At 68.6% G+C, this 14540-nt stretch carries 13 protein-coding genes and 1 pseudogene; 5 read left to right on the plus strand and 9 right to left on the minus strand.

Annotated features, from left to right (window positions below):
• Window positions 1-79 precede the first annotated feature (79 nt).
• Complete coding sequence (locus tag ACFUPX_RS18235; RefSeq protein ID WP_383322880.1) at window positions 80-994, plus strand: NAD(P)H-binding protein; 915 nt, start codon at window positions 80-82, stop codon at window positions 992-994.
• Window positions 984-1349: a darcynin family protein gene (locus ACFUPX_RS18240; protein ID WP_383322883.1), complete on the plus strand. Its 366-nt coding sequence runs from the start codon at window positions 984-986 to the stop codon at window positions 1347-1349. The genes ACFUPX_RS18235 and ACFUPX_RS18240 overlap by 11 nt, the downstream gene beginning before the upstream one ends.
• 136 nt (window positions 1350-1485) lie before the next feature.
• On the opposite strand, the gene ACFUPX_RS18245 is transcribed toward ACFUPX_RS18240, so the two are convergent.
• Together ACFUPX_RS18245 and ACFUPX_RS18250 are read right to left on the minus strand one after the other, a co-directional pair.
• The gene (locus tag ACFUPX_RS18245) at window positions 1486-2289 is read right to left on the minus strand and encodes an SDR family oxidoreductase (RefSeq protein ID WP_383322886.1); all 804 of its coding nucleotides are present in this window, start codon (window positions 2287-2289) and stop codon (window positions 1486-1488) included.
• Between the two features lie 741 nt (window positions 2290-3030).
• Complete coding sequence (locus ACFUPX_RS18250; protein ID WP_383322889.1) at window positions 3031-3630, minus strand: TetR/AcrR family transcriptional regulator; 600 nt, start codon at window positions 3628-3630, stop codon at window positions 3031-3033.
• Window positions 3631-3730: 100 nt separating this feature from the next.
• Here ACFUPX_RS18250 and ACFUPX_RS18255 point away from each other — a divergent pair, with 100 nt between their 5' ends.
• Both ACFUPX_RS18255 and ACFUPX_RS18260 read left to right on the plus strand, forming a co-directional pair.
• The gene (locus ACFUPX_RS18255; RefSeq protein WP_383322892.1) at window positions 3731-4420 is read left to right on the plus strand and encodes a nitroreductase; all 690 of its coding nucleotides are present in this window, start codon (window positions 3731-3733) and stop codon (window positions 4418-4420) included.
• A 32-nt stretch (window positions 4421-4452) separates the two neighbouring features.
• Window positions 4453-5280, plus strand: coding sequence for an MBL fold metallo-hydrolase (locus tag ACFUPX_RS18260; protein WP_383322895.1), 828 nt, complete (start codon window positions 4453-4455; stop codon window positions 5278-5280).
• An 81-nt stretch (window positions 5281-5361) separates the two neighbouring features.
• Here the strand turns inward: ACFUPX_RS18260 and ACFUPX_RS18265 are convergent, their stop codons facing one another.
• From ACFUPX_RS18265 to ACFUPX_RS18275, 3 genes are all read right to left on the minus strand, one after another.
• Window positions 5362-6111: a hypothetical protein gene (locus tag ACFUPX_RS18265; RefSeq protein WP_383322898.1), complete on the minus strand. Its 750-nt coding sequence runs from the start codon at window positions 6109-6111 to the stop codon at window positions 5362-5364.
• 121 nt (window positions 6112-6232) lie between these two features.
• Window positions 6233-7042: an alpha/beta fold hydrolase gene (locus ACFUPX_RS18270; protein ID WP_383322901.1), complete on the minus strand. Its 810-nt coding sequence runs from the start codon at window positions 7040-7042 to the stop codon at window positions 6233-6235.
• A 56-nt stretch (window positions 7043-7098) separates the two neighbouring features.
• Window positions 7099-8103: a hypothetical protein gene (locus ACFUPX_RS18275; RefSeq protein ID WP_383322904.1), complete on the minus strand. Its 1005-nt coding sequence runs from the start codon at window positions 8101-8103 to the stop codon at window positions 7099-7101.
• Window positions 8104-8654: 551 nt separating this feature from the next.
• Here ACFUPX_RS18275 and ACFUPX_RS18280 point away from each other — a divergent pair.
• Window positions 8655-9536: a LysR family transcriptional regulator gene (locus ACFUPX_RS18280; RefSeq protein ID WP_383322907.1), complete on the plus strand. Its 882-nt coding sequence runs from the start codon at window positions 8655-8657 to the stop codon at window positions 9534-9536.
• 26 nt (window positions 9537-9562) lie between these two features.
• On the opposite strand, the pseudogene ACFUPX_RS18285 reads toward ACFUPX_RS18280, so the two are convergent.
• The 4 genes and pseudogenes from ACFUPX_RS18285 to ACFUPX_RS18300 form a co-directional block, all read right to left on the minus strand.
• Window positions 9563-9667, minus strand: a pseudogene (locus ACFUPX_RS18285) (transcriptional regulator); the annotation flags it as partial.
• 267 nt (window positions 9668-9934) lie between these two features.
• Window positions 9935-12499 carry an FtsX-like permease family protein gene (locus ACFUPX_RS18290; RefSeq protein ID WP_383322910.1) on the minus strand — a complete coding sequence of 855 codons (2565 nt, stop codon included), beginning with the start codon at window positions 12497-12499 and terminating at the stop codon, window positions 9935-9937.
• On the minus strand, window positions 12499-13293 hold the full coding sequence (locus ACFUPX_RS18295) for an ABC transporter ATP-binding protein (protein WP_383322913.1): 795 nt from the start codon (window positions 13291-13293) through the stop codon (window positions 12499-12501). The genes ACFUPX_RS18290 and ACFUPX_RS18295 overlap by 1 nt, the downstream gene beginning before the upstream one ends.
• 394 nt (window positions 13294-13687) lie before the next feature.
• On the minus strand, window positions 13688-14347 hold the full coding sequence (locus ACFUPX_RS18300; RefSeq protein WP_383322916.1) for a class I SAM-dependent methyltransferase: 660 nt from the start codon (window positions 14345-14347) through the stop codon (window positions 13688-13690).
• Window positions 14348-14540: the final 193 nt, after the last annotated feature.

Genomic DNA, 14540 nt, shown 5'->3' on the forward strand with positions numbered 1-14540 from the left:
TCAAGTTCCCATTGTGGCAATACCTCGGGTCTCCGCAGGATGGGGGTCGTACCGATCCAGCACAACCCACGAGGATTCCATGATCGTCATCACCGCCCCCACCGGGAACATCGGCCGTCAACTGCTGCCCCTGCTCCTGGAATCCGCCCCCGCCCACAACGAGGAACTGCGCGTGGTCGTACGTGACCCCGCCCGGCTGCCCGACGCGGTGCGCGACCGCGCCGAGGTGATCACCGGCTCGCACGGCGACGCCGAGGTCGTCGACCGCGCCTTCGAGGGCGCCGACGCCGTGTTCTGGCTCGTCCCCCCGGACGCGTCCCAGACCCCCGAGGACGCCTACTGCGGCTTCACCCGGCCCGCCGCGAAGGCCCTCGTCGCCCACGGCGTCGGCCACGTCGTCGGCGTCTCCGCGCTCGGCCACGGCACCCCGCTCGCCCACCGCGCCGGACTCGTCACCGCATCCCTCGCGATGGACGACCTCATCACCGACACCGGTGTGGCCTACCGTGCCCTGGCCAACCCGTCCTTCTTCGACAACCTTCTCGAGGACGCGGACACGATCCGGGAGACGGGCGTCTTCACCGACGCCGTCGACGCCAACCGCAAGGCCCCCCTCGTCGCCGTCGCCGACATCGCGGCGGCCGCCGCCGACCTGCTGCTCAACCGCTCATGGTCCGGCAGCGACAGCGTCCCCGTCCTCGGCCCCGAGGACCTTTCCCCCAACGACCTGGCCCGCATCATGACCGAACAGCTCGGTCGGCCCGTCCGCTACGCACGCCAGCCGCTCGACGAGCTGCACACCGCCCTCGTCGGCTACGGCCTCAACAAGGCGTTCGCCCAGGGCATCGTCGACATGAAGAGGGCCAAGAACGAGGGCCTCGACGCGGGCGTCACCCGCACGCCGGCCACCGGTTCCCCCACCACCTTCGAGCACTGGTGCGCCCAGACCCTCAAGCCCGCAGTCCTCTCGGAAGGCACCCGCAATGACCGCTGATAAAACCACACCGCCGGTCACGGCGTTCATGCTCGTCAAGACCACACCTGAGTGGCTCGCCATGACCCCGCAGGAACGCGTGGACGCCTTTACGACCCAGGTCGTCCCCGCGATCAAGGCCAAGACCACCGGCGTCCGCTCGCGCTTCTACGACACGGAGTTCTACTCCACCCGCGTCACCGACGTCTGGGTCTGGGAAGCCGACGATCACGGCGCCTACCAGCTCCTCATCGACGCACTGCGCGAAACCCCTTTCTGGGACCGCTACTTCACGGTGGTTGACCTTCTCGTAGGCGCCGAGAACGGCTACGCCAGCACCTACGGCGTCGAGGCAGTCACCAGCATCTCGACCTGACGCACCCCCTGTCCTGACACGCCACCGCACGTGTGACGCCGAATGTCCCCGGGCCTCAACTGGCCTGGGGACATCGGCATATAGGGCGGCCTCGCGCGCAACCGGCTGTCACGTGTACACGCCTCGGACCTACCTGTCATGCGATGCCGCCGCTACTCATCAGGAGCTGACCGTTGATCCACTCGCCCTCCCTGGAGCACAGGAAGTCGACGAGGTGCGCGGTGTCCTGCGGAGTCCCCAGCCGGCCGAGCGGGGTGCTGCGGAGGCACTGCTCCCGCACTTCCTCCGGCATCCAACCGGTGTCGATCGGCCCGGGATTGATCGCGTTGGCGGTCACGCCGAGGTGGGCGAGTTCGTGCGTGGCGGCCAGGGTGATGCGATCCAGGGCCCCTTTGCTCGCTCCATAGGGCAGGTTGCCGGCGGTGTGGTCGCTGGTGAGGGTGATGATCCGGCCGGTTCCCCGTTCTGCGGCGAAGCGGCGTCCGAACTCGCGGATGAGCAGCCAGCCGGCACGCGCGTTGACGGCGAAGTGCCGGTCGAAACTCTCGACGGTGGTGTCAAGGAGTCCGGAGTCGACGGATTCGCAGTGGCTCATCACCAGTGCGGTGACGCTGCCCAGCCGTTCTTCGACCTCGTCGAAGACGCGTGCCGGGGTGTCCGGGTCGGCGAGATCCGCCTCGATGGCGATGCTGGACGCACCCTGCTCGGCCAGCAGTTGGCCGATCGCTCCGGTCGCGCCGGGCTCGCTGCCCCAGCTCATACGGTCGTCATAGGGGCTCCAGTAGGTGAAAGCGATGTCCCATCCAGATGAGGCGAGCCGACGGGCGATACCGGCGCCGATTCCGACGGTGCGGCCCACGCCGGTGATCAGGGCGATCGGGCGGTCGGCGTGAGGGCCCTGCCCGTGGGTGGACTGGTCATGATCGGTGTTCGTCGTCACGGTCCAAAATGGTTCCCGAACGCCAACAGAGCGTCAATCGGTTTCCTGCGACGTCGCGCAAGGCAGTCCACCCGGGCCCACGATCGAGACCCGACCTACTCGTCCAGGCTGCCGGGACGCGTGGCGGTACGGTCCTGGGGTCGTTCGGACGCACGACGGCACCGGGATGCAACACCGGGGGCAGAGACGGCCGCCGGCGGGTGCTCACGAGGCGCCGTCGAGGACCTCCCGCAGCCGATGCGCGAACTCGTCCGGCTTCCCCGGGTATCCGAACTCGCCGTCGCGGAACCCGCTGCTCGTACGCCTCCCGGACACCGGCCCGCGCGCGCACGGCTGCCGGGCCGCCCGTCCTTACAGGCCGACCCGGCCCTGGAAACTCATCGGCGCGAATGCGCCCTGCCCGTCGGCCTCTTGTGAGGCAAGGTGGGCTGCGACTGTTCTCCGAGCCGCACGGAGTGACCATGGGCGATGCCGTTGAGCGAGTTCAGGTGGCCCGGGCAGTCGAGAAGCACGAGCAGTTGCGCCTCGCCTTCCGGCAGACCTGCGACCGGGCCCGTGCCGCGCGGGCGGATGCCGTGGAGGTGCGGTTACGGGCTCAGCAGATGCGCTGGGAAGCGGAAGCGCAGCGTGAGCGTGAGCGTGAGCGTCCAGGATCAACGCGCCCGCGCGCCTGCCGAGGTGGACGCGGTGGTTGACCCTGGATGGCTTCGGCTGTAGGGGGCGTTTGTCCTCCTCGGCGCGTCAGTGTCCTGAGGGAGGCGTGAGAGCCTGTTCCAAGAGGATCTTCGCGGCCGCGCGGGCGTGCCGGCCGTAGTCCGCCTGGTCCAGCACCATGGCACGGCTGGCTGCTCCGTCCGCGAGGGTCACCAGTTGCTCGGCGAGTGCGGCCGGTTCACGGCAGCCCAGTTCCGCCACCAGGTCCGTGACCAACTGCGCCATCCGGAGCTTCTGTTCACGGGCATAGGCGTGGATCGGATTCTTCGGGTCGGGGAACTCTGCCGCCGCGTCGATGAAGGGACACCCTCGCACCGAGGACGCGTCCGTGGCGGGCTGGTCGAACAAGCGGAGAATCCGCTCGCGAGGGCTGAGGTCGTCGCGGATCAGCACACTCTCCATGGTGTTTCCCGACGAGACCAGCGCGCGCAGGTAGGCGATCGCCAGTTCGTCTCGGGAGTGGAAGTGGACGTAGAGGGTCCGCTTGGAGACCGGTGCCTTCTCCGCGACCTGCTCCATGCCGGTCCCCGTGATTCCTTGTTCCGCGAACAGCCGGGCGGCGGCAGCCAGGATGCGCTCCCTTGCCCCTCGCCCTCCTCGCCGTGTCGTCTCACTCGTCGCGTCCATGAAGAAAGTATACGGTCACGTTTACTTTGCCCGGGGTGCGGGCCTACCATCGATCTCAAGTAAACGAACGCGTTTACTTTGATTGTCGTTGAGGAGCCCCATGAGCTGGTCCGACCACACCGAACTGAGCAGCTACGCGGAGAAGCTGATCCGTGCCCGACGTGCCACGCGCGCGTTCCTGCCCGAGCCCGTGCCCGAGGAGACGATGCGCGCGATGTTCTCGCTGGCGGGAACGGCGCCGTCGAACTCCAACGCGCAGCCGTGGCGGGTGGAGGTCGTCAGTGGCGCGCCGCGCGACCGTCTGGCAGCGTCCCTTCAGGCGGCCCACGCCGCACGGCGCATTTCGGTCGACTTCCCGTACAGCGATGACCTCTACTCGCCGGTTCAGCAGCAGCGGCGTGCCGCCTTCGGCGGTCGGCTCTACGGGACACTGGGCATCGGCTCTGACGACCATGCGGCGCGCGCGGCCTATGACGCCGAGAGCCTGGGGTTCTACGGCGCACCGCATGTCGCGTTCCTCTTCGTCTCCGAACAGGACAACGCGCGGCTGGCTGCCGACGTCGGCGCCTACATGCAGACGCTCCTGCTGGCGATGACCGCGTACGGCGTGGCCAGTTGCCCGCAGGGACTGTTGAGCTTCTACGCGGACGAGGTACGTTCCGAACTCGGCGATACCGCAGGGAAACTACTCGTCGGCATCTCCTTCGGATACGCCGACGCCGCCGCACCGGTCAACCAGATCATCACTGAGCGTGCCACGCTGGGGGAGACCACGGTATTCCACGGCTGACCGAGATTTCGATCTTGAGCGGAAGGAGCCCCATGCTGAAGCAGGTCGCGGAGGGTGTGCTGACCCACCAGAGCGAGTTACTCCAGAACAACTCCGTCGTCGTGGAGGGCAGGGACGGCGTATTGGTCATCGACGCCGGGATCACAGGCGATGAGATGGCCTGTCTGGCGAACGACCTTCGTAAGCTGGCCCAGCCCGTTGTCGCGGGATTCTCCACGCATCCCGATTGGGATCACGTTCTCTGGCATGCCGAACTCGGCGAAGCGCCTCGGTACGGTACGGCCCGCTGTGCGGCCTACATGCAAGATCTGCTGTCCAAACCGGGCTGGAAGGCCCGCGCCGCCGAGGGGCTACCACCGGAAATCGCCGAGGACGTACCGCTGGACCTGTTCGGCCTCATTACGGGTCTGCCTGCTGACACCGCGCAGATTCCCTGGGACGGCCCTAAGGTCCGGATCATTGAGCATCCGGCGCATGCTCAGGGCCACGCGGCGCTGTTGATCGAAGAACGCAGGGTTCTCGTCGCAGGCGACATGCTCTCTGATGTCTTGGTGCCGATGTTCGACGACACCGCCGACCCGATCGGGGACTACCTCGTCGGGCTGCGGCTGCTGGAGGACGTGGCGGACGACGCCGATGTCGTCATCCCCGGGCACGGGTCCGTCGGCAGAAATGATCAGGTACGCGCGAGGATCAATCTGGACCGAGCGTACGTGCACGCTCTGCGTGACGCGCACGCTCCCAGCGACCCACGGATCGGCTCATCGGCCAAGCCCGGCTGGGAGTGGGTGAGCGACTTGCACGAGGGTCAATTCCAGCGCCTCGCCCCAAGAACCTCGCGCGACGGGACACCTGACTAGACATCCGCCTCCACCACAGGCCGCTGGGGAGCCCCCCCCTCTGGACTTGGCCCCCGGTGCGGGCCGCGGGGGAGGGGTTGCCTACCTGGTGCCGTAGAGGTCCTTGCCGACACCGCGGGCGAGCAGCGCCGCCCAGGCGATCACCTTGTCCTTGTCGTGGTGGCTGCCGATGCTGACGATCACACCGCCGACGCGGGCCTCGACGGTGTAGCGCCGCGGGGAGTCGTATTCGCTCTCGGCCCCGTCGTCTCCCGTGACCGCGGTCGACTGCAAGAGCGCCTCATCGCCCACGCCCTCCAGCCGCGCGACCTCGTTGTGGTCCTCGGCGATTCCCGCCTCCGCGTCGTAACCGACCACCGCACAGTGGGAGTAGATGGCGTGCTGGAGCTTGAGGTAACGCTTGGCGTCCGTGCCACGCATGGAGACCAGGGACTGGATCACCTCCACCTCCGGTCCCTCGTCCGGGTCCGTCTTGTCTTGCGGCCGCTTCCACTTGACGGCCGTCTGCTGGGCGCTGGCTCCCCGGTACGCCCCAAGTTCGCGCATGTACGAGGCGAACGGTTCCGCGTCTTCCACCGGCTCGCACTCGTCCCAGTCCAAGGACCGAAGGCCCCAGTCCGTATTGAACTTCCCCTCGTGCAGGCGTCCGGCCTTGACGCCCTTGCCGAAGGTCTCGGAGGGCGCCAGTTGCTGCGCCAGATCGCCGTCGCTGAAGACGCGTCCGGGTTTGGCCGAGCCGTCCACGCCGGGTGCGGAAGGGTCCCCGACGGCCTTCCAGGGTTCGTCGTCGGAGCCTGCGCCGCACCCGGCCGTCAGCACGACAACCGCCACGGCGCACGCCAACCGCCCCTGCCAGCCCACCACTGCGGATCCCCCTAGACCGATCACCCGTACGCGGCTGACACCGTATCCGAGACCACGATGTGGACATACGCGGCGTCGTTCTTGCTGCTCACAGCATGCGCGCCGGCTGGTGGAGGGTGCTGAGGAATGCCCGTACCGCCGCGGCGAAGGGTCCGGGCGCCGTGGTGTACAGCAGGTGATCGGCATCGATCTCGGCCTCCGTCGTGCCGGGGCGACGTCCGATCATCTCCTTGATCTGCTCGGGCGGGACAACGCCCCTGGTGGCGTGGATCAGCAGGGCGGGGCAGCTGGTCGCCGTCCAGTCGCTCCAGTGATCGCCGTGGATCTGTTCCTCCGATTCGTACATCTCCACCGGGTGGAAGGGAAGTCGCCAGGTGTGGTCGGCGTTCTCACGCAGCCGGTCGCTGAAGTGCGGTGCGGCGGGGCCCAGGCCTTCCACGAGCGCTTCTCGCGTGGCCGCCTGGTAGGGCAGGTTCAGCAGGAACGCGAAGGGGTTCCTGCCGTCCAGCCCAAGGGCGGTGGGCCCTTCGGCGTTGACCAGGGCCGTGACGCGCTCGGGGTGACGGGCGGCGAACTGATAGGCGTTGATGCCGCCCAGGGAGTGGCCGAGCAGCACGACGCTGGCCAGCTCCAGATGGTCCAGGAGCGCCTGCAAGTCGGCGAGATAGCCGGCGCGGGAGTAGTCGGCGGCGCGGTCGGATTCGCCCTGTCCGCGCTGGTCGGGTGCGATGACCCGCCACTGGGGTCTCAAGGCCTGCGCGAGAGCGGCAAAGGTGGCCCCTTCGGACAGGTGGCCGTGCAGGGCCACAAGCGGTCGGCCAGGACCGCCGAAGTCGAGGTAGGACAGCCGGCGGCCGTCGATGACGAGTTCGGAACGGGTGGCGTTCATCGCGCTCATGAAGGGACTTCCTGGTTCTGGTGGTGGGAGAGCGGGCTGGCGCGGACCGGCGCACGTCACATCCGGGCCGCCGGTGCGGTGAAGGCGAGCCCGTGACTGGCGGCGATCTCGCCGGGGGCGTGGCCTGTGTGCAGATTGACGGGGTTCCCCTCGACATTCTTGATCTTCAGGGTGGTGCGGATCTGCGTGCAGCCGCCGAGCTGGGCCTTGGTGAGGTGCAGTGTGTTCGTGGCGGTCTGGTGATGCTTGGCGTTGGAAATGTTCCACTTGCCCACGGCCGACTTGATCGGCCCGCCGCACTTGGCCCCGTCGGCGTTCTGTGGCTGCGCCTCGATCCAGGTCTCGGCCCGTGTGCCGCCGTTGGCGGTCGAACCGCCCGGGCAGATGGACGAGCCGGCCACGCAGGTGGTCAGGGCGGCATCCTGGACGACGGTGATGCCGTCGCCGCCGCTGGGGGTGTACGAGTAGCCGAGTGTGGTGTGCGTGGTCCCACGTGAGATCACGGTGGTACGGGCGGGAAGCGTCCAGCGGGCTGCCGACGGATACACGGCGCGCGCCAGCTCCGCTCCAGCGGGGATCCGCATGGTCACGCTGCGCCCGTTCTGAATGATGCTGGAGTAACTGGTCACCGAAAGACGGCAGTTGTACGTACCTGCCGTCTGCGCCGTGAACACCCAGCGCAGCGCGGGCGCCACCGACGTCTCACCCGGCGGCACCTGGTTCGTCGCCCAGTACGCCCCTGCCTCCGTGGAAGCGGGCAGGGTGGTGCCGTCGGAGTTCTTGCAGCGCACGGCCACGGTCGAGCCGATGTTGTCCCCGCTGCCGAGCGGGGTGACGCTGGCGACCGAGAGGTTGCGGGACCACAGATAAGACTTCTGGCCCGCCGCGGCGGTGAACACCATGTCCGTGCCGGGGATGTCCCGGTAGGCCTCCGCCCTGCGGGTCACCTCGTACCGGAACTCCGGCGAGGCCGCCGAGGCACCCGACGAGAGCGTCAGCGAACCGCCGGACCCCAGAACAAGTGCCGCCGCCAGTAGCGATCCCGCACGCTTCAACTCCACGCGTTCCCCCTGTTGTCGATGATTGGCAAAGAGCGTTTGGTGGAGCCATGACCAAGGGCCATGGCTCCACCCGGGCGCGGCTCTCAGCCCGAACTGCCACTACCTACACGGCTGCTGTGGGCACTGGTGAACTCCTCAGGCTTGGGACCAGTAGGGACTCCGGCCGCCCGTGCACACCAGATCCGCTCCCTCGAAGTTGCCGCCCGTGTCGCTGCTGGAGCCGCCCGGCCTGATCGCGCCACCGGAAACCCACCCCGTTCCCCGGACGGAGTCCCAGTACCAGAGCTCAGCCTTGACCGGGAGCCTGTTGTTGTAGGACCGGATCGGCTGGGCGGGGCCCAGGTCGCCATATCCCCATGGACAAGCGCCCCTCCCGATGGTGGTCGCGCCCTGAATTGGGCGGACACTTCACGGTGTCAGCGCCGGAATGGCGGATCAACAGCCGTCTGCGCAGGCCATCGATTACCTTTCGCTTATCGATGCGGGCGGGGGAGCGCGGATCGGGTCCGGCGTCTGTGCGGACGGCGGGTGCAGGAAGTCGGGGGAGAAGCATGGAGCTGCGAGACATCGAGATATTCCTGGCCTTGGCCGAGGAGCTGCATTTCGGCCGGACGGCCGAGCGCCTACACGTGACCCAAGCCCGGGTGAGCCAGTCGATCGCCAAACAGGAGCGGCAAATCGGCGGCACGCTGTTTCGACGCACCAGCCGCCGGGTGGAGTTGACCTCCATTGGGCGGCGCCTGTACGCGGAGCTCAGACCCGCCTACCAGCAGATTCTCGACAGCACCCGATCTGCGGCGGCGTCGGCGGCACGCGGCGTGCACGGCACACTCAGGATCGGCACGATGGGGGCGCTGTCCCAGATCCTCACGGCCACCAACTCCCTCTTTCGCGGCCGGCACCCTGGCGCGGAGGTCGACTTCGTCGAGGTCCAGCCCTCGATGCCCTTTGCCGGACTGCGTTCCGGGGAGGTCGACATCGCCATGCTCTGGCTGCCGGTCCGCGAGAGCGACCTCACCGTGGGCCCGGTCATGAGTGAGCACCCACTGGTCTGCATGGTCGCGTCCGAGCATCCGTTGGCGCAGCGGGACTCGATACGCATGGAAGATTTCGGGGACTACGAGGTCGCCTCGTCCCAGCATTCTCTTCCCGCGTACTTCGAAGAGGGGCTGCTTCCTTTCCACACGCCCAGCGGGCGCCCCATCAGGCGAGGCACCAAGGTCGCCACCTGGCAGGAGACGCTGATCGCCGTCAGCTCCGGCCGGATAGTCCAACCGATCCAGGCCGAGGCTGCCGTCTACTACCCCTGGCCCGGTGTCAGGTATCTCCCCATCGACGACGCACCGATCGGCCGCTGGGCCCTTGTCTGGCGCACCAACGCCGAGACCCCTCTCGTGCGCGCATACGTCGATGCCGCGGAGGGATGTGTGTAGTGCTGCGCGCTGTCCGCCGGAGACTCCTAAGGCACCAAGCTCCACAGCGCGGCCATCACGGGGCGCCGTAGATCGGCCCGGCGCACACAGAGGCCGATCGGGAACGGCTCCAGCGGCGGATCGGTCGGCACTGGCATGCTCGCACCGGGCCGGTACGTGGTGATACACAAGGGCCACCCCGCGTGGCTGGGCCGCTTCCCGGCTGGCCGCACCTCACGCGAGGGCTCGGCGCCGGCGCCCCGGTGACGGACGAACTGCACGCGTTCCTGAACTCGGCCAAGCGCGTACGGATAGAACACCGGGTGGAGGAACAGGCCCTCAAGGTCGACACGTTGGACGGCGCCCCGCCGCGGATGCCCGACGGCAGGTTTCCGTTCATCGCCCGACCATGGCCCGGTTCATGGAGCGACGGCGGCCTCCGCGGGTTTGGCCCGCAGCGCGACCGACGTCGGGAGCAGGATCGTGGCGAACGTCAGGACCACCGCGCTCGCGACGATCGCAAGGTAGACCCACGCGGGCCCGCTGGGCAGCACCGATCCGTCCAGGGCCAGCCCGAACGGAACCAGTGACCCGGCGGCGACGGCGGTGCCCAGCACGATCCCGACCAGCGCCGTCACCAGCGCCTCGACCGACATCATCCACATCACCTGGCCGCGGGTCGAACCGATCAGCCGTTGCAGCGCGAACTCGCCGCGCCGCTCGGCGGTCGCCACGATCAGCGAGTTGATCAGTGCGATCACCGCATAGCCGACGACGACTGCGGCCAGCAGGAAGCTCGCCACCCGGCCACTCTCGTCGCTCCGCGCGTGCGCCGCCGTCGCTTCCGTGCGGTCTTCGACGACGACTCCGGGCACACCGCTCGCCGCCTTCCGCACCGCTGCCTTCAGGCCCGATGGCGACACCCCCGGCTTCGCTTTCACCAGGATCTGCGGCAGTACGCCCGTCGTTGTACGGGGCAGCAGCTCGGCCGCGGGCACCATCGCGTAGGCGAACCCGCGTGGAGGGGTGAACGATCCGACGACCGTCATCGTGGTCACCTCTCCGTTGCCCCAGCGCAGCCGCACCCGGTCGCCGATGTCTTTGCCCCTGTCCTTCAGCACTCCCCTGGGCAGCACGATGCTGTCGCCGGTCAGACGTCCGTAGTCGCCGCGCACCGCCGGATACCCGATCGTCTGCCGCGCGCCGGACGCAGTGACCCCTTGCAGGTCGATCCGACTCGGCTCGATCTGACGGTCCGCCGCCGTCGCCCCGTCGCCCTTATCGGGGCCGGTACCGGTCTCCAGGCGCGCCTCGCTGGAGACCGAGGCGGACGCTCCGGCGACCTGTGGCAGCTGGGAGAGCGTTTCCACGAGCGCGGGTGGAAGAGCGCCGCTCTGCGAACTGACCAGGCTGTCCGCCTTGAGTCCGTCGGCGAACATCCGGCTGTTGGCATCGTCCTGACTTGTCTGCAGGTAGATCAGTGCTGTGGCCAGCCCGGTCGCCAGCATGATGGGGATGACCGCCGACGCGAGGCGGACCTTGCGCACCGAGGCGTTCTGCATCGCCAGCCGCCCCGCAAGACCGGTGAACCAGCCGATGGGCCAACGCAGCAGAGCCGCCAGCCAGCGGCACAGCCCCGGGGACACCAGGGCGACTCCGACCGCCCACAGCATCGCGGCGGGCCCGGCCGTGCTGGCCGCGATCGGCCCGGTCATCACCGAGGCCGTCACGATCGCGAGCGCGGTCGCACCGCCCAGGAACAGGAAGGCCAGGATCATGCGGATGGGGCTGATCCAGCGGGTCTGCAGCGTCGCGTCGGCCATCGCCTCGGTCGGCCGGACCTTCGACACCCGGCGGGAGGCGATGAACGCGGCGGCCAGCGCCGCGAACAGCGTGGCACCGAAACCGGCGAGCTTCGGGACGAACCCCTGGCTGAAGACCATCTCGCCCGGGATGAGACCTTGCTCGACCAGGACGTCGTACATGAAGTGACCGAACACTGGTCCTGGCACCAGCGACAGGCCGGCCGCGAGCAGCGCGATCACGAACGTCTCCGCCATGACCATGCGGCGCAACTGCCCCGGCGTGACTCCTGTCGTGCGCAGCAGTGCCATCTCCCTGCGGCGCTGCTGCATCAACATGCCTACGGTGCTGCCGACCACGAAGATCGCGACCATGGTGGACAGACCGCCGAACGCGCCCGCGACCGGAATCAGGTTCCGCTTGCCGCTGATCACGTCCGGGAACTCGGCAACCCCGCGGTCATCGCCTCGGAGCACCTGGGCACCGTGGCCGGCGACGACGTCGTCGAGCGCGGTGGCAAGCTTCGCCGTGTCGGTGCCCGGGGCGAGGAGTACCCCGATGTCGTCGATCTTTCCGGGCCGGTCGTACAGCCGGGTCGCCTCACGGTCGGAGAACAGCAGCGCGGGCTGGGTGGCGGTGTGGCTCTCGGCGATCCCGCTGACCCGGAACATCTGCGGGACGCCGCGCACCGACGCCTTCAACCGCGAGCCCGGCCGCACCTCCAGTCTTCTCGCGGTGGTGCTGTCCACCACGACCTCGCCAAACCCGGTCGGCTTGGCGCCCGCAACCAGCTCGTAGGGCGAGAGCGACGCGCTGGCCCAGCCGTGGCCGAACGCGGAGATCGGACGGCCGGCCAGCGCGGTGATCGGCACCGAGACGTCCGGCACGGCCCGGGTCACGCCGGGCACCCTTGCCACGGCGTCCGCCAGGTTCTCGTCCAGCAGGACGCGCTCGGTCATCGGATCGGTCGCGGAGCCGACCACGTGGCCGGGATAGTCCTGACTCGCGGTCACCACGACGGGCGCCGCGGCCAGACGTTCGGCCTTGACGTCGGCGCGGATGCCGGTCTCCAGCAGACCGCCGCAGCCCTGTACGACGACGGCGCCGACGAACAGCGCGATCAGCGACGCGAGGAACCCGCCCTTGCGGTACCACAAGGTCTTGAGCGCGAGACGCAGCACTAGATCACCCGTCCCGCGTCCATGGGCTGCTGCCTCCGGGCCCACGCGCCCAGTTGGGTCATCTCCCGGGCCACCTGCTGGACGGAGGGCCGTTCGAGCTCGGCGCTCACCCGCCCGTCCACGAGGAAGACCACGCGGTCGGCGTGCGATGCGGCCACCGGGTCGTGCGTGACGATCACCACGGTCTGTTCGCCGTTGTCCACCGCCTGGCGCAGCAGTCCCAGGATCTCCAGTGCGGTCTCGGTGTCCAGGGCGCCGGTCGGCTCGTCCCCGAACAGCAGGATCGGCCGGGTGACCAAGGCCCGTGCGATCGCCACGCGTTGCTGCTGACCGCCGGAGAGCTCGCCCGGGCGGTGCTTGCGGCGGGGCGTGAGGCCGGTGCGCTCGATGACGTCGTCCACCAGCCCGCGGTCGGGCCGCTTCCCCGCAAGGCGCAGCGGCAGCGTGACGTTGTCCACGACGTTCAGCGCGGGCAGCAGGTTGAAACTCTGGAAGACGAACCCGACCCGGTTCCTGCGCAGTTTGGTCAACGAGCGCTCGTTCATCGACGTCAGATCCTGACCGTCCAGAAAGACGCTGCCGGACGTCGGTCGATCCAGGAGGGCCGCACAGTGCAGAAAGGTGCTCTTGCCGGAGCCCGAGGGTCCCATCACAGCGGTGAACGTGTGCCGCTGGAAGCCGAGTGACACGCCCGCAAGCGCGGCCACGCTGTTGCGCGAGCGCCCGTACACCTTGTGGACCTCATGTAAGCGCAGCAACTCGGCTGTGCCCGGCAGCACTTGCTCCGAACGCATGGAGATCTCCTAGTCTCAGGTGAGCCCATCAGCTCGGTCGGGCTCACCTTCCGAACCGTGGCTCGGAAGCGCTGATGTGCTCGGCGGTGAATCCGTCGAGAACGAAGGCCCCGACGCAGCAGAACTCCTCCGCACAGCGCTCCCGAGATCTGGGATCTGACGGATACACAGGCTGTTGCCCAAACCGCTGTGCGGATGATGAAACTAGTGGAACCAGTCCGCCCAAGAACATGGGGCTAGCCCTACCTGAGACCCGGTGGATAACCCGCTGATAACTCGTCAGCCGAGCGACCGCCACCGGCGCAATAGGGGATGCGGGCCCCTACCTCCACGCCCACGCGGGTACGGCGAAGGGCCGTGGTTATGCCGATACGACGACGAGGCCCACCATCACTTAGCGGCGCGCCACCAGCACTCCGCCGAGCGTGCGCGCGGCCGTCGTGAGCGTGGGGTGGGTCTCAAGGGTGAAGCCGGCCTCGTCGACCCAGGCGGCCACTTGACTCGGCTGGCGACGGCGGACGTAGGACTCCGGCCAGCTCTCGCCGTTCTCCTGCGGCTTGGGCGGTGAGGCCTCACCGACGTGGAAACCCAGCAGCAGCAGACCGCCGGGCCGCAGCACCCGACGGAAGCCGGCAAGGACCGCGCCGATCGCGTCATCGGGAACGTGAATGATCGAGTACCAGGCGACCAGGGCGGCCAACTCTCCGTCCGCGAGGTCGAGTTGGGTCATCGATCCCACCTCGAACCGCGGACCGGGGTGCTCACGCCGTGCCACCTCGATCATCCGGGGCGACAGGTCGATGCCGAAGGCATCCACTCCGAGGTCCCTCAGGTGGGCTGTGATCCTCCCGGGTCCGCACCCCACGTCCGCGACGGGCCCGCCGCCGCGCGCCCTCACCCACTCGGCGAACAGCGCCATGACCTCCCGCTCGGGAGGCAGCTCGGCCAGGAGGTTTCGCACCTCGTCCGCGTAGCTGACGGCGTCGGCATCGTAGGACGCCCGGGTGTCAGCCAACCACTTCTCGGCTTCTGGGCCTTCCCGTCCGGTGCTCACACCCGCAGATTAGCCCAGGAGCCGTGCCGTCCGCTGTCGCGTCGAGGCATCCTGCGTGAATCCGGTGAATCCGACTCTTGGATTGCTGCCTGGCCGCGCGGTCCGAGGGGGGGGGGCTTGGTTTCCGCGCGGCCAGGGGCAGGGTGTCCTGCGGGGTGTGTCAGTACTGCTCGGTCTCGACGAATCCGGCGTC

The sequence above is a fragment of the Streptomyces sp. NPDC057302 genome (assembly GCF_042667685.1).
GTDB lineage: Bacteria > Actinomycetota > Actinomycetes > Streptomycetales > Streptomycetaceae > Streptomyces.

Bases quoted from the DNA above. Each gene is read 5' to 3' on its own strand.
- ACFUPX_RS18270 (WP_383322901.1), bottom strand. From the start codon at position 7,042: ATGAGCGCGATGAACGCCACCCGTTCCGAACTCGTCATCGACGGCCGC.
- ACFUPX_RS18280 (WP_383322907.1), top strand. From the start codon at position 8,655: ATGGAGCTGCGAGACATCGAGATATTCCTGGCCTTGGCCGAGGAGCTG.
- ACFUPX_RS18260 (WP_383322895.1), top strand. From the start codon at position 4,453: ATGCTGAAGCAGGTCGCGGAGGGTGTGCTGACCCACCAGAGCGAGTTA.
- ACFUPX_RS18240 (WP_383322883.1), top strand. From the start codon at position 984: ATGACCGCTGATAAAACCACACCGCCGGTCACGGCGTTCATGCTCGTC.
- ACFUPX_RS18250 (WP_383322889.1), bottom strand. From the start codon at position 3,630: ATGGACGCGACGAGTGAGACGACACGGCGAGGAGGGCGAGGGGCAAGG.
- ACFUPX_RS18295 (WP_383322913.1), bottom strand. From the start codon at position 13,293: ATGCGTTCGGAGCAAGTGCTGCCGGGCACAGCCGAGTTGCTGCGCTTA.
- ACFUPX_RS18255 (WP_383322892.1), top strand. From the start codon at position 3,731: ATGAGCTGGTCCGACCACACCGAACTGAGCAGCTACGCGGAGAAGCTG.
- ACFUPX_RS18235 (WP_383322880.1), top strand. From the start codon at position 80: ATGATCGTCATCACCGCCCCCACCGGGAACATCGGCCGTCAACTGCTG.